Source organism: Pseudomonas frederiksbergensis, assembly GCF_001952935.1.
GTDB lineage: Bacteria > Pseudomonadota > Gammaproteobacteria > Pseudomonadales > Pseudomonadaceae > Aquipseudomonas > Aquipseudomonas frederiksbergensis.
Genome location: NZ_CP018319.1, coordinates 1,223,703 through 1,237,850, shown reverse-complemented (window position 1 = coordinate 1,237,850; position 14,148 = coordinate 1,223,703). Strand labels below are relative to the sequence as shown.

Genomic DNA, 14,148 nt, shown 5'->3' with positions numbered 1-14,148 from the left:
CACTGTTCACACGGCCTTTTCACGTTTTAGACGCCGGGTAGCCGAATGGGGGACATGCCCATTCTGTGCAGCGCTGAACTCAAGCCCTCGGTCGTTGGAAAACGTCGTCCGCTGATCTGCCAGGAATCCCGTTCGATGTAGTAGCCGTTCGCATCTTGTTTTATGGGCGTGCGAACGAGTTTTCCCCAGGTCACGATGCCGTTATTGGTGACGGTTCTGCTGCGATGAACCAGTATTGGTTCACCGGTACTGGTGCTGAGGGTGTACATGCCAGGCCTGGGCAGGCCATCTTCCAGCCTTTGCGCAAGGGCCACGCTTTTCGGCGTCGGGATCTGCAGCAACAAGTCATTTTTGACAAAACTGCCCGCTTGCCCCGGGCGCGCCACATCGGAGACCCCGGGGTCGACCTTGATACCGCCGAGCTCATCCGGGCCGACACTCTCGATACGCAGGCCGATGCTGCCTTCAAGCTCACTGACCCCCGCCACGTCAGCATAGGTATTGGCGTGGCTGTTACCGACCAATGCCACCCAGCGATGGGCGCCTCTGGCTGTCTGGTCGGCGCCAATGACTTGTTGGGCGAAGAAATTCATCATTTTTTGCCGGAAATTGAGATCGGGCCTTTGAATACCGGCGCTGCGGTAACTGGCCAGGCAGTCGATGGCTTGCACGCGGATGTTATTTTTTTGCGCTGTCCTGACGACCTGTTCAAACGTGAATTGTTTGCTGGGGTCGGTCGAAAAAGTTGCATCAAGATCCTTGAGGTAGCTTTCCAGATCCTCGGACATCACCCCGGTGCGGTTGAACACATCCAGGTCCGCTTGATGGAAATCCGTCAGCAGATGCTCCATGTACAGGGTTTTGACCTTCTGTTTGCGCAGCACGCTCATGTTCTCGATCAAAAATTGTTTGCTGCCCACGCTGGAGTGACTTTCACCGACGACCAGGCTTTGTGAGCGCTTGAACAGGGTCTTGATGATGTCCTTGAGCTTCGCATTCGCGATGAACGATGGAATGGCAGGCCTGGGTGGCAGCTGTGGTTGCGGCTGCGAATAAAAGAACACGGCATCGTCGTGTAGTTTTCGGCGTAGTCTTTTGAAGGCTTCCAGCTCATCGGCTGGATTGTTGGGATTGATAAAGCCGTCCTTCAAATCGCCCTTTGTTTCCAAACCATTGGCTGCCTTTTTGAGGGCTGGCTTGATGTCCTGAGGAACATCGTATGCAGTCGCCGGGGCGTCGAAGTCGGGGAGTGGCGGCTCGGCCCTGGCGAACAGATCGGAAAACTTGCCGCCTCCCGCCAGACCGGGTCGCGTGAGGGGCACCCACTCACCCATTTCATCCAGGCGCACCGGTATGTTGCGGTAAAAGGAGTGGGGGTCGACCGGATCAATGATCGTCCAGGTCTTCAGTTCGTTGCTGTAGCGCACCTGGTAGAAACTGTCCCCCATGGCGATGTAATGACCACCGGTCTCGGGCTGATAGATGCCTTGAAACTTGCCTTCCTCGTTGATGGGGGAATAGCCATCGAGGATTTCATTGGTTTCAAAAGGCGCCAACAGGCTGGCATCTACCGGGTCGGGTTTGATGGATTCGAAGGGCAGTTGCACCGGGGGGCTCGGCGACTTCAAATCTTCCCCAGGGGTGATTGCTTCCTCTGCTTCCGCTGCTTCTGCGAACTCGCTTGCACCTCTCAGGAACGGCGAGTTGAACAGGATGTCCACGCTGCCAAGGATGGCCCCTTTGATCGCGGCCTTGCGTTCCGCTGGGGTCGTGGCGTTGATGGCCTGATCGATGTGCAAGCCGACATTGGCAATGCCCGCGCCTATGACAACCAACGCTGCTGGCCAGGCCGCTGCAGCCATTGGCCCAAAGACGCGGTTGAAGGCATTGAGGTAGCCGATCCACAGCTTTTTGCGTAGCTCGCCATTGGAGTGCAGCAGGTAATTGGCGTCGCTGAGCATGCGCTCATGGGTGGACTGGCTCAAATGGGTGAACGCATCGCCGCTGATTATCTCGCCACGGTAGTGGAGCAAGTGATGGTCGGCGGCGGTGTTTTCATCAGGTAATACCTCGTACGCATGGGTGAGGCCGACATTTTCATATTGCGTGTTCTCCAGGAAATGAGTGAGCAGGCCAATGCCGGTGAAATTGGCGAGCTTGTGCCCCAGCGAAGTGGGCTTTTCCTGGACGATGTCGCGCTCTTCCTGCTTGAAGTGCATGAGCATGCGTTCACGCCCTTCGGCGTCCTTGACCTCATTGACCAGCCATTCGTGCAGCTCTTCGACCTTATTGAAACAGTGGAAACCCCTGGGTTCGCCTGGAACGTAGAGAATGTTCAGGTCACTGTCGTCAGTGATGCTGAAAATATCCGTCGAAACGAACTCATCAATGCAAAACTTGCGAATCGATAAACCGCTGGCTGTGGCCGCCTCGTCCATCAGCATTTGCCGGGTGAGCGGCCTGCTGACATTACCGGCGCAGGCGCTGAGCACCGTGCTGAAGTGTTCTTGGGTCAAGTAACCCTTCTCATAGTCTTCAATCGCTTTGGCTATGAAGGTGCACTTGGCCAGCGCGCGGAAGTTGGCGCTGTGTTTTTCCCAGAATGTCGCAATGGCCGTTTTGTAACGGTCAGCGAAATTGATGTCCCAGAAGGCTTTCAGCACATCGCTGGCATGCAGGCGCACTTCGTTGGTTTCGTCGTAACTCTCGGCTTCATCACCGACCCGGTAAAAGCCGCCGTAGAGATCCAGCAGGTCGGCATTGTCCTGGTCGTGGACGCTGAAACGTTGCATGACCAGTTGCGGGAACGTCATGGATTCCTTGGGCTTTTCAAGGATGTGCTGCCAGCCGGTAAAGGCCTTGGAACTGCTTTGGGCGCCATGGAACCGGTGCCACCAGACGTTGTCCGGTGTGATGTCGGTGATGTGATGTCGGGTGAGGATGTCCTGGGCGATTTCGTACGCCATGGCGTACAGGTCGGGGCAGTCGTCGACCAGGTCGGGGATCAAGGCCTGGAGGGCCTGGGTATCGGCGGTGTTGGTCAGGATGAGGTCTTGGGTATCGTCCATGATGCTTTCCTTGAGCGATTGAGGGCGCTCACTATCTCAAGGGGCATCGGTTTCCATCTGTAAGGCACTGGGTCGCTGGCGATGGTCAGTTGCTGACGGAAGAAGTCGGAATGGGCGAGTGCCAGCGTCAGGCTCAGCGCCGCGCAATGTCAGAAAAGTAAAACTTGTCCAGCGTATGCCGCGACTCGGTGTATTCGAACTGCCGACCATCCTGCAAAAACGTCTGGTTGCTGACCACGATCACATGGCTCTGGCCGTCGAGGTCCAGGTGTTGCTGGTCGTCCTTGCTCCGGGGCACCGCTTCGATGGTGCGCTGGGCGTAGGCGATTTGCAGTTGCAGGGTCTGCTCGATGAAGGCGTAGATCGAGTGCTCGGCAATGTCCCGGGACAGGCCGGGGATCACGTCGCTGACGAAATGGTTGATGTCCAAAATCACGCGTTTGCCGTCGATCCGCCGCACCCGTTTGATCCGCGTGATCAGGCTGCCGGCTTCAGCCTTGATGTGTTCGATCAATGGACCTTCGAGGGGGATTTGAGTGAACTCGACCACCTCGGTGCTGACGTCGTTACCCAGGCGTGGATACGTTTCCTGAAAGCTGACGATCCCGCCGAGCTGGAATTCGATCGGGTTAGTCGACAGCACGAACGTGCCTTTGCCGTGAACCTTCTGCGCGAAACCGCGTTCCTGCAATTGCTCGATGGCCTTGCGCACGGTGCCGCGACTGGCCTGATAGCTGTCCATCAGTTCGGTTTCGGAAGGCAACCGGGCGCCGCGTTCCAGACGTTCGGTCGTGATGCTGGCAAGCAGATCGCTGTAGATCTGGTTGTATTTACTCATGGGAATGGCTCTATGCCGCGCTGTACTCAAGGCTTCGAACCTTAAGGGCAGGGTAGGGGTTTGTCCATGCGGCGTTAGGTTTCTTTGACTTTGGAGGTAGGAAACATCGCCGCCTGTCGGGTTCAGGATAAACAAATTCAAACTCGTCTGTACGAGTTGTTGCTTTAACTCGTACAGACGAGTACTTTTCGTTTCGGCGTGCTGCCAATAACAAAAAACTACAGCGGAAGAAAAAGCATGAGCCACGACTATCCGAATATCGCCAGCGAGCTGCTGCAAAGCCTCGGTGGCAGCGACAACCTCGAGCAGGCCGCGCACTGTGTCACCCGCCTGCGCCTGGCCCTCAAGGACCCGAGCCTGGTCAACAGCGCCACGCTGAATCAGATCGACCTGGTCAAAGGCTCGTTCTTCACCGGCGGCCTGTTCCAGGTGGTCATCGGTCCCGGTGAAGTCGAAAAGGTCTACGCCGAACTGCGCCGTCAAACCGGTCTCGCCGCTTCAACCATCGCCGACGTTAAACAAAAAAGCGCTGACAAGATCAACGCCGTGCAGCGTCTGGTGCGGGTGTTTTCCGACGTCTTCATGCCGATTCTGCCGGCGCTGATCATTGCCGGCCTGTTGATGGGCATCAACAACCTGATCGGCGCCAAGGGCATGTTCATCGAGGGCAAGACCCTGCTTGATGCCTATCCCAAGCTTGACGGGCTCTGGAGCCTGATCAACCTCATGGCCAACACTTCGTTCGTGTTCCTGCCGGCGCTGGTGGGCTGGTCGGCGGCCAAGCGGTTTGGCGGCAGCGAAATCCTCGGCATCGTGCTCGGTTTGATGCTCGTTCACCCCGATCTGCTCAATGCCTGGAACTACGGCAAAGCCGTTGCGGGTCTCGACGGCCAGAGCCTGCCGTACTTCGACATTCTTGGTTTGTTCCAGATCGAGAAGGTCGGTTATCAGGGACAGATCCTGCCGATCCTGATGGCCGCCTACGTGATGAGCGTCATCGAAAAATGGCTGCGGGCGCGGGTGCCGAACGCGGTGCAATTGCTGGTGGTGCCGATCACCACCATCGTGGTGACCGGCGTGCTGGCGCTGGCGGTGATCGGCCCGGTGACCCGGCATCTGGGGATTCTCATCACCGAAGGCGTGGTCATGCTGTTCGACCTGGCGCCGATGGTCGGCGGGGCGATTTTCGGTTTGCTCTACGCGCCGCTGGTGATCACTGGCATGCACCACATGTTCCTCGCGGTCGACTTGCAGTTGATTTCCACCCAGGGTGGCACTTTCATCTGGCCGATGATCGTCATGTCTAACCTTGCCCAGGGCAGCGCGGCATTGGCGGTGTTCTACATGACCCGCAGTGTGCGGGATAAAAGCATGGCCTCGACCTCGGCGATTTCGGCCTATTTCGGCATCACCGAACCGGCCATGTTCGGGGTCAACCTGCGCTACAAATTTCCGTTTTATGCGGCCCTGATCGGTTCGGCCCTGGGCTGCATTTTCCTGTCGCTGAACAAGGTCCAGGCCTCGGCAATCGGCGTCGGTGGCTTGCCCGGTTTTATCTCGATCATCCCGCAGTTCATTCCGATGTTCGTGATCGGGATGGTGATTGCCATGGTCGTGCCGTTTGTTCTGACCTGCGGGTTGAGCATGAAGATTGTTCGGCCTGGGTATCGGGTTGCCTGATAGATCGCATTCGCGAGCAAGCCCGCTCCCACAGTTGACCGCATTCCAATGTGGGAGCGGGCTTGCTCGCGAAGGGGCCATTACGGTCACTGCATCAACTAATTGAAGGAATAGCGTCATGCAAGACTGGCAACGCTCGGTGATCTACCAGATCTACCCGAAGAGTTTTCACAGCCACGCCGGCAACCCCACCGGGGATTTGCTCGGCGTTGTGGCCAAGCTCGACTACCTGCACTGGCTGGGTGTCGATTGCCTGTGGATCACGCCGTTCCTGCGTTCGCCCCAGCGCGACAACGGCTACGACATCAGTGACTACTACGCCATCGACTCGAGCTACGGGACCATGGCCGATTGCGAATTGCTGATCGCCGAGGCCGACAAGCGCGGGATCAAGTTGATGCTCGACATCGTGGTCAATCACACCTCGATCGAACACACCTGGTTCCAGCAGGCCCGCAGCAGCCTCGACAACCCGTACCGGGATTTCTACATCTGGCGCGACCAGCCGAACAACTGGGAATCCAAGTTCGGTGGCTCGGCGTGGGAATACGAAGCCCAGACCGGTCAGTATTACCTGCACCTGTTCGATCACACTCAGGCCGACCTCAACTGGGACAACCCAAAGGTGCGTGCCGAAGTCTTCAAGATGATGCGTTTCTGGCGCGACAAGGGCGTGGGCGGGTTCCGTCTGGACGTGATCAACCTGATCTCCAAACCGGCGGACTTTCCTGAGGACAACACTGACGGTCGACGTTTCTACACCGACGGCCCGAACGTTCACGAGTACTTGCAGCAGATGCACCGCGAAGTGTTCGAAGGCCATGACCTGATCAACGTCGGCGAGATGTCTTCCACCAGCCTGGAGCACTGCATTCGATACTCGCGACCCGAGTCGAAAGAGCTGTCGATGACCTTCAACTTCCATCACCTGAAGGTCGATTACCCGAACCTGCAGAAGTGGATTCGCGCCGATTTCGACTTCCTCGAACTCAAGCGCATTCTTTCCGATTGGCAAATCGGCATGCAGGCTGGCGGTGGCTGGAACGCGCTGTTCTGGTGTAACCATGACCAGCCTCGTGTGGTCTCGCGTTTTGGTCATGACGGCGAATATCGGGTGCTCTCGGCGAAGATGCTCGGCACGGCGCTGCATTTCCTCCAGGGCACACCGTTCGTGTACCAGGGTGAGGAACTGGGTATGACCAATCCGGGCTTCGATCACATCGATCAGTACCGCGATGTCGAGACGCTGAACATCTTCCGGCTCAAGCGCGAGGCGGGTGCGAGCGATGCCGACAACATGGCGGCGATCATGCAGAAGTCCCGGGACAACGGCCGTACGCCGATGCACTGGAACGCCGAGCCCAACGCGGGTTTCAGCGCCGTCGAACCGTGGATCGGCGTACCGGCCAACGCCGGGCAGATCAACGTTGCCGCCCAACTCGATGACCCGGATTCGGTGCTGCATCACTACCGTCAGTTGATCGCTCTGCGCCGCAGTGAAGCGCTGATGTCCGACGGTGTCTATCGGCAAATGTTGCCCGAGCACACGCAAATCTGGGCGTACGTGCGTGAGGGCAATGGCGAACGGTTGCTGGTGCTGAACAATTTCTACGGCACGCCATGCGAAGTCGAACTGCCCGATGAAGTGATCAGCGAAACCATGGCCCAACGTTTGGTCATTAGCAATTACCCGGACTGTCCGACGCGAAGTCGGCAGGTCCGCTTACGGCCTTATGAGTCGTTCGTGCTGCATATGACCGACTGACCGACCGCAAAAAAACACCGACTTAAAAAACACGCAGAACGCTGCGCGGGGGAATTTTGCGCGCCGATTTTGCCGCTGCACACAATAAAAATAATGGGGTAGCCCTTGAAAACAACAATAAATCGCAGCCTTGTAATGGCGGGCGTGTGCCTGGCTTTGCCTCTTTCGGCCCAGGCGCTGGAGTTCGCCGGTTACTTGCGCAGCGGCGTCGGCACCTCGGTCAACAGCGGTAAACAGCAGTGTTTCCAGCTGCCGGGCGCGCAGACCAAATATCGGTTGGGCAACGAATGCGAGCAGTACGCCGAACTGGAGTTGCGCCAGGATCTTTACACCCTGGATGACGGTTCGGTACTGAGCATCGACGGCATGGCTTCGTTGTACAACCAGTACGACAAGGACCTGACCTTCAACGGTGACAACGGCTCGGTGCGCTTGCCGCAGGCGTACGCGCAATGGTCGAACATGCCAAGCCTCAACGGCGGTTCGCTGTGGGCCGGCCGGCGTTACTACAAACGGAACGATATTCACATTTCCGACTTCTACTATTGGAACCAGAGCGCCACCGGCGGCGGTATCGAGGACGTGCTGATTGGCGATCTGAAATACAGCTACGCCTTCTCGCGCAAGGACAACCTGTACCAGAAGGACTACATCAACCGTCATGACTTCAACGTTGCCGGCTTCAACACCAACCCCGGCGGTGCGTTGGAATTCGGGTTGAGCTACATCGACAAACCCGACAGCCGCGACGCTCACCGTGGCTGGGCGATCACCACCCAACATGTGCAGAAAGGCTTTTTGGGCGGCAAGAACAAACTGGCTTTCCAGTACGGCGAAGGTCCCGGAACCGGGTTGGGTTATACCGGTAACGTGAAGCTCGACGACAGCAACAAAAGTTATCGGGTGGTGGAGTTCTTCGACTGGCAAGTGACGCCGCGATTTGGCGGGCAAGTCGAGGCGGTTTACCAGAAAGACATTCGCCCGGACGGCAGTGATCAGAACTGGATTTCCCTGGGTGTTCGCCCGACCTATGCGCTCACCGAGCAGTTCAAACTGGTGACCGAACTGGGGCACGATCAGGTCGACGCCACGGGCGGCACACGCAAGCTGAGCAAGTTCACCTTCGCCCCGACCTGGTCGCCCAAGGGGCCGGAATTCTGGGCTCGCCCCGAGGTGCGTTTGTATTACACCTATGCGAGCTGGAACGAGGCGGCCAAACGGGCGGCCAATGAACAGGCGCAGGGCTCGGCGTTGTCCGACACCGGGGCGTTTGGCACGGCGCGGCACGGTTCGAACGTCGGATTGCAGGTCGAGTACTGGTGGAAATAAGCGATGCTGTCGGAGCTTCGCGCTCCATCGGCACTTCAAAGAACAAAACAGCAGGTGACGTCATGGCCACACCCCAACAATTGCAACTGCACGCGCCCCTGTCCGGCGTATTGATGCCACTGGACCTCGTGCCCGATCCGGTGTTTTCCAGCCGCGTGATCGGCGATGGCCTGTGCATCGATCCGACTTCAACGACGTTGTGCGCGCCGCTGGCAGGGGTTGTCAGCAACGTGCAGGCCAGCGGGCATGCAGTCAGCATTACCGACGAAAATGGCGTGCAGGTGTTGATGCACATTGGCCTCGACACGGTGAACCTCGCCGGGAAAGGGTTCACGCGGTTGGTGGAGGAGGGCCAGCAGGTTGACGTTGGGCAGTCGCTGATCGAGTTCGATGCCGATTTCGTCGCATTGAATGCCCGCAGCCTGCTGACGTTGATGCTGGTGGTCAGCGGCGAGCCGTTCACTTGGCTGACGCCGGAAACGGGTGGGGTCGACAGTGGCCAGCCGTTATTGAGCTTGAAGCCCATCGAGCAGGCAACGGGTGAGCCAGTGGCGGAAGCGGGCGAAGCAGTGTTTTCCAAACCGGTGACATTGGCCAATCCGAACGGCTTGCACGCCCGTCCGGCAGCGGTATTCGCCCAGGCGGCGAAAGTTTTTTCGGCGAGCATTTACCTGCATAAACAGCAGGCGAGTGCGAACGCGAAATCCCTGGTAGCGATCATGGCGTTGCAGACGGCTCATGGTGACGTTGTGCAAGTCAGCGCGGCCGGCCCGGATGCTGAGGCGGCGATCGAGACGCTGACCGAATTGCTGGTGACTGGATGCGGTGAAGCGGTGGCGGCCTCGGCGCCGGTTGAGGCGAAGGTGGCTGAGGCTTCATCGCTGACGGTGTTGCGTGGAGTGTGCGCATCGGCCGGGTCGGCGTTTGGCCAAGTGGTGCAGATAGCCGAACAACACCTGGACGTGAATGAACTCGGCGCCACACCACAGGTTGAACGCGATCATCTGTCCCGCGCCCTGGCCGAGGCGCTGCTGGCCCTGCAACAACTGCGTGACACCGCCATGGGCAGCGCGCAGGCAGACATCTTCAAGGCGCACCAGGAACTGCTCGAAGACCCGGGTTTGCTGGAGGTGGCTCATGTGCTGATCAACGAAGGCAAAAGTGCCGGGTTCGCCTGGCGCGCGGCCACCGAGTCGGCGGCAACCGTGTTCAAAAGCCTGGGCAATACCTTGCTGGCGGAGCGGGCGGCGGACCTGGCCGATGTCGGTCAGCGAGTGCTCAAGCGGATCCTCGGCGTACAGGATCAGGCGATGGAGCTGCCGGAAGCGGCGATCCTGATCGCCGAACAACTGACGCCGTCACAGACCGCCGGGCTCGATACCCGCAAGGTACTGGGTTTTGCCACGGTCGGTGGCGGCGCTACCAGCCACGTCGCGATCCTTGCTCGGGCGTCCGGTTTACCGGCGATCTGCGGGTTGCCCGTTCAGGTGCTGGGGCTGGCCAACGGCACCCAGGTGTTGCTCGATGCCGACAAGGGCGAGCTGCACCTGGATCCGGATCTGGCGGCCATCGAGCAGCTGCAAGCCAATCGTCAGCGCCAGCAGAAACGCCATCAACATGAGTTGGCGCACGCCGCGCTGGCGGCGTGTACCCGCGATGGACACCACGTTGAAGTGACGGCCAACATCGCCTCGCTGGCGGAAGCGGAGCAGGCCATGGCTCTGGGCGGAGAAGGCGTCGGATTGCTGCGTTCGGAGTTTCTTTATCTGGACCGCAATCATGCGCCGAGCCATGACGAACAGGCATCCACCTACAGCGCCATCGCCCGCGCCCTGGGGCCGGCGCGCAATCTGGTGGTGCGGACTCTGGATGTCGGCGGCGACAAGCCGTTGGCCTACGTGCCGATGGACAGCGAAACCAATCCGTTCCTCGGCATGCGCGGAATTCGTTTGTGCCTGGAGCGCCCGCAGCTGCTGCGCGACCAGTTCAAGGCGATCCTGAACAGCGCCGGGCTGGCCCGTCTGCACATCATGTTGCCCATGGTCACGCAGCTGTCGGAGTTGCGCCTGGCCCGGCACCTGCTTGAGGAAGAGGCGCTGGCATTGGGCCTCACCGAACGGCCGAAACTGGGGATCATGATCGAAGTGCCGGCAGCGGCGCTGATGGCTGACCTGTTTGCGCCCGAAGTGGATTTCTTCTCGATCGGCACTAACGACCTGACCCAATACACCCTGGCCATGGACCGCGATCACCCGCGCCTGGCCAGTCAGGCCGACAGCTTTCATCCGTCGGTGCTGCGTTTGATTGCCAGCACCGTGAAGGCCGCCCACGCCCATGGCAAATGGGTCGGCGTGTGTGGCGCCATGGCCTCGGAAACCCTGGCGGTGCCGTTGTTACTGGGACTTGGGGTGGATGAACTGTCGGTGAGCGTGCCGTTGATTCCGGCGATCAAAGCGGCAGTTCGCGAAGTGGATCTGCTGGACTGCCAGGCCATCGCCCAGCAAGTGCTGGGCCTGGAAAGCGCCGAGCAAGTGCGCGAGGCGTTGCGGCTGTATCACGAGGCGACGGTCGATACTTCACTGGTACTGGAGAACTGAACATGTTCGAAAAAATGCAGCGGGCGTTCTGGAAAGCGTTGACGCCGGACCTGGTGGTGGATGAGCCGAAAGTGCTGGCTCAGCCTGTTTCTGCTCTGGCCCCGGACATCGTCGCCGCACTGGGCGGTGTGGATAACCTCAAGTCGCAACAGCCGGTGGCGCTGACCCGGGTCCGAGTGGAGTTACGCGATGTGGCGCGGATGGATCGGCAGGCATTGAATGTGGCCGGTGTGCCAGGTGTCATGATGCTGGATGACGGGGTGGTGCACCTGATCACCGGCCTCCATTAACCCTGTGGCGAGGGAGCTTGCTCCCGCTGGGCTGCGCAGCAGCCCCAAAACCTGCAATCCGGTTATGCCTGACACACCGCACTGCCCGGTTTACGACTGCTGCGCAGCCGAGCGGGAGCAAGCTCCCTCGCCACAAAAGCCGCCCGGCGCTACTCCGAAGACCGCGCCTTCAACCGCCGCCCAAGAACATCCAGCACATCACACCCATCCCGCAATGGAATGGCACAGAGCAAAGCAAAATCACTCAGAAGGAAGGACTGACACTCGATCGAACCGCGCATGGACAAGTTCTCCATCACCTGGGTGACGGCGCGAATTCGGAAGTTGGCAGCGTCATACAAAACATCCAGCGGCGCTTGGGTGTCGACGAACAGGGTTGGCATGTCGTCGCAATTGCTGGTGAGCGCCATGAAGCGGCTTTTGGGATGGGGGGTTGGTTTTTCGTAAGGTGGATCGGGGTGAAGTGTTTTCATTTTCAAGTTCCAAAGGCAGTAAACAGGAACTGCCATCAGCCTTCCTACAGGCTGGGGTGGCAGCTATGCGCGGGGTAGGAATATCGAGGCCTTTGGAAAACTCGACCACGCCGAAGCGTGCCCGCGCACAACCGCCGCAACTGATCTTACGGACGCACGTTAACGGCCGCAAACCAAGCTTCGACGCCAATACATTCCCAACGACTTTGAAGGGTTCCTACACCCCCGCCACTGAATCTTCAGTGACCACCAGAGACTATCGATGGAATGCATTTCAAACCAGTTCATGGAAACCGATACGAGTTGAAGGAAACTTCCGATGGGCTTGCCCGGAAATTTCGCGATTGTTGCGAGACTTCTAAATAGCTAATTCAGTCTGTGGTGCTAGCAATCAACGCGCTAATAGTTCGACGCTTGGGATTCCAGATCGTGAGACACCACACTCCCCACCACTCCAAGCCTGCATCAAAATAATTGCTCCATGACTTGACACGTTCAATGGTGTCGTCATAACCATGCAGACCTGTATTGAGCCGTTCAACCCAATTCACCACTGAGACATCATCTATTTCTCTTAACCCAAGGAGTTCGCACCATTTGAGAAAAACCGACTGCGCCTCTGTCTCCCCCCCTTTAAACCGAGCACGATACGGAGGATTTACAAAGCAGGCGTATAGCGCTAATCGCTCAAAAATATCGTCTTTATCAGTGGAGGTCAGATGCCGCACCTCATCCCGACTGAGTGGAGTAGCTATGGCATTTTCCAAATCCCAACTAATCAGCGGCTCCGGATAATCCTCATATTTTGGATCTTTGATGAGATTTTCGTGCCACTCCATCGCCTCTGTCATCAGCATCTCATGAAGCGCTATCAACGCCTGTCGATGCATGCTTTCACCAGCTTCAACCTCAGATTCCGGTGAAAGAACCACAAACTTGAACACGCATCCGGCGCTATCCATTCGTTCACGCAATGATGCAGTACTTTCTCTTTCAACAACCTTCAACAAAATAACCAACCTCTAAAAAGCTGAATCCATCTAATCAAGTACAAAACCGGAGCGAATTTCCGACGTTGAGCAATAGACCTAACTCGCACTGCTTAACTATCCGCATCAGTCTCAAACAAACTGAGATCTGTTTTTCTCCGACAGCTCCAATAAAACTCAAGCACGCAGCTAGTTTCATCATGCCTAAAATCCATAATTTGCTTGTATAACGATTGAATAGCAGGATCGGCGATGTTTTTCATACTATCGATCACCAAACATGCTTCGTAAACACGCACCGCCACTTCTTCAACTTCCGACATGTAGTCTTCCAGAGACTTAATCCCAGAAATCGAGAAAAATGAAACGGCAGGTCCCTGACAGGCCGAAACACATTGCATAGACTGAGAACTAACAGATCAGCAAAGTATGATCGAGCTCTACAGTCCGGATTCGAAATCAACTGTAAAATTCCTGCATCTCCACACTCTCCTAAATTATTCATATCAACACCATCAGGATCCTCCGCGTACTCATCGTCAAACAACTCTGCGTCTGTCTCTCTACAAGTCCAGCGTTTGAAATCATCAAGCGACCATCTTCCCTCAATAACTTCAGGCATAATTCATGCTCCATCATTTTTCGACTGATATCACTCCAAACGGCCCAGCAGCACATTAAGTGAAAGGGAACAGATTTATTTATTCTATGTCCGTAAGCCCCGTAACTTCCGTCAGAAAGAAACGTCTATTCGATCTACCTTAACTTTTACGAATCGCCCGTTCAGATGAGGATAGTCGTAGTGAATGTCCTGATCCGAAAAATCCACAAAAGATCGAAACACACCCCCATCCAAATACCCATAAAGCGCGCATGAAAATCCGTCATCTTTCATTTCTATCAGTGTAGTGATTGACTCCTCTGCCGCAGCAACTACATCAGTATCGGCAAGCACCAAATCGAATTCCACCTCACAGGTTTCTCCCATTTCAATTCTTGATGGGCAGTAGCTTGCGAAGCATTTAACTTCCAGGCCCTTAACGAGCAACAAGACCTCTTCTTCAACCACTGGACCTATTGCCAGCACTACGGCTTCATATCTAGTCATTCGCTGGCCTC

Annotated in this window: 11 protein-coding genes; 5 read left to right on the top strand and 6 right to left on the bottom strand. The window is 57.2% G+C overall.

The features are described 5' to 3' along the window. Positions 1 to 26: 26 nt before the first annotated feature. A complete protein-coding gene (locus PFAS1_RS05935; RefSeq protein ID WP_076028523.1) occupies positions 27 to 3,068 on the bottom strand; it encodes a membrane-targeted effector domain-containing toxin in 3,042 nt (1,013 codons plus the stop codon). A gap of 133 nt (positions 3,069 to 3,201) precedes the next feature. Then, positions 3,202 to 3,906: a trehalose operon repressor gene (gene treR, locus PFAS1_RS05930; protein ID WP_076028522.1), complete on the bottom strand. Its 705-nt coding sequence runs from the start codon at positions 3,904 to 3,906 to the stop codon at positions 3,202 to 3,204. A gap of 237 nt (positions 3,907 to 4,143) precedes the next feature. On the opposite strand from treR, the gene treP reads away from it, so the two are divergent. The 5 genes from treP to PFAS1_RS05905 all read left to right on the top strand — a co-directional run bounded on the left by treP (position 4,144) and on the right by PFAS1_RS05905 (position 11,567). Further along, positions 4,144 to 5,586, top strand: a complete 1,443-nt coding sequence (gene treP, locus PFAS1_RS05925) for a PTS system trehalose-specific EIIBC component (protein WP_074873967.1) — start codon at positions 4,144 to 4,146, stop codon at positions 5,584 to 5,586. A gap of 118 nt (positions 5,587 to 5,704) precedes the next feature. Further along, a complete protein-coding gene (gene treC, locus PFAS1_RS05920; protein WP_076028521.1) occupies positions 5,705 to 7,351 on the top strand; it encodes an alpha,alpha-phosphotrehalase in 1,647 nt (548 codons plus the stop codon). 105 nt (positions 7,352 to 7,456) lie between these two features. After that, on the top strand, positions 7,457 to 8,680 hold the full coding sequence (locus PFAS1_RS05915; RefSeq protein ID WP_076028520.1) for a maltoporin: 1,224 nt from the start codon (positions 7,457 to 7,459) through the stop codon (positions 8,678 to 8,680). 62 nt (positions 8,681 to 8,742) lie between these two features. Next, the gene (ptsP, locus tag PFAS1_RS05910; RefSeq protein ID WP_076028519.1) at positions 8,743 to 11,277 is read left to right on the top strand and encodes a phosphoenolpyruvate--protein phosphotransferase; all 2,535 of its coding nucleotides are present in this window, start codon (positions 8,743 to 8,745) and stop codon (positions 11,275 to 11,277) included. Between the two features lie 2 nt (positions 11,278 to 11,279). After that, positions 11,280 to 11,567 (top strand): PTS sugar transporter subunit IIB, encoded by a 288-nt coding sequence (locus PFAS1_RS05905; protein ID WP_074873971.1) that lies wholly within the window; start codon positions 11,280 to 11,282, stop codon positions 11,565 to 11,567. Positions 11,568 to 11,716: 149 nt separating this feature from the next. Here PFAS1_RS05905 and PFAS1_RS05900 read toward each other — a convergent pair whose 3' ends face one another. The 4 genes from PFAS1_RS05900 to PFAS1_RS05885 form a co-directional block, all read right to left on the bottom strand. Continuing rightward, on the bottom strand, positions 11,717 to 12,040 hold the full coding sequence (locus tag PFAS1_RS05900) for a hypothetical protein (RefSeq protein ID WP_076031498.1): 324 nt from the start codon (positions 12,038 to 12,040) through the stop codon (positions 11,717 to 11,719). 371 nt (positions 12,041 to 12,411) lie between these two features. After that, positions 12,412 to 13,050 carry a hypothetical protein gene (locus PFAS1_RS05895; protein WP_076031497.1) on the bottom strand — a complete coding sequence of 213 codons (639 nt, stop codon included), beginning with the start codon at positions 13,048 to 13,050 and terminating at the stop codon, positions 12,412 to 12,414. A gap of 92 nt (positions 13,051 to 13,142) precedes the next feature. Then, on the bottom strand, positions 13,143 to 13,352 hold the full coding sequence (locus tag PFAS1_RS05890; protein ID WP_076028518.1) for a hypothetical protein: 210 nt from the start codon (positions 13,350 to 13,352) through the stop codon (positions 13,143 to 13,145). Between the two features lie 410 nt (positions 13,353 to 13,762). Next, positions 13,763 to 14,137 (bottom strand): hypothetical protein, encoded by a 375-nt coding sequence (locus PFAS1_RS05885; RefSeq protein ID WP_076028517.1) that lies wholly within the window; start codon positions 14,135 to 14,137, stop codon positions 13,763 to 13,765. Between the last annotated feature and the right edge of the window lie 11 nt (positions 14,138 to 14,148).

Bases quoted from the DNA above. Each gene is read 5' to 3' on its own strand.
- PFAS1_RS05885 (WP_076028517.1), bottom strand. From the start codon at position 14,137: ATGACTAGATATGAAGCCGTAGTGCTGGCAATAGGTCCAGTGGTTGAA.
- PFAS1_RS05935 (WP_076028523.1), bottom strand. From the start codon at position 3,068: ATGGACGATACCCAAGACCTCATCCTGACCAACACCGCCGATACCCAG.
- PFAS1_RS05900 (WP_076031498.1), bottom strand. From the start codon at position 12,040: ATGAAAACACTTCACCCCGATCCACCTTACGAAAAACCAACCCCCCAT.
- treC (WP_076028521.1), top strand. From the start codon at position 5,705: ATGCAAGACTGGCAACGCTCGGTGATCTACCAGATCTACCCGAAGAGT.
- treP (WP_074873967.1), top strand. From the start codon at position 4,144: ATGAGCCACGACTATCCGAATATCGCCAGCGAGCTGCTGCAAAGCCTC.
- PFAS1_RS05905 (WP_074873971.1), top strand. From the start codon at position 11,280: ATGTTCGAAAAAATGCAGCGGGCGTTCTGGAAAGCGTTGACGCCGGAC.
- treR (WP_076028522.1), bottom strand. From the start codon at position 3,906: ATGAGTAAATACAACCAGATCTACAGCGATCTGCTTGCCAGCATCACG.
- PFAS1_RS05890 (WP_076028518.1), bottom strand. From the start codon at position 13,352: ATGTCGGAAGTTGAAGAAGTGGCGGTGCGTGTTTACGAAGCATGTTTG.
- ptsP (WP_076028519.1), top strand. From the start codon at position 8,743: ATGGCCACACCCCAACAATTGCAACTGCACGCGCCCCTGTCCGGCGTA.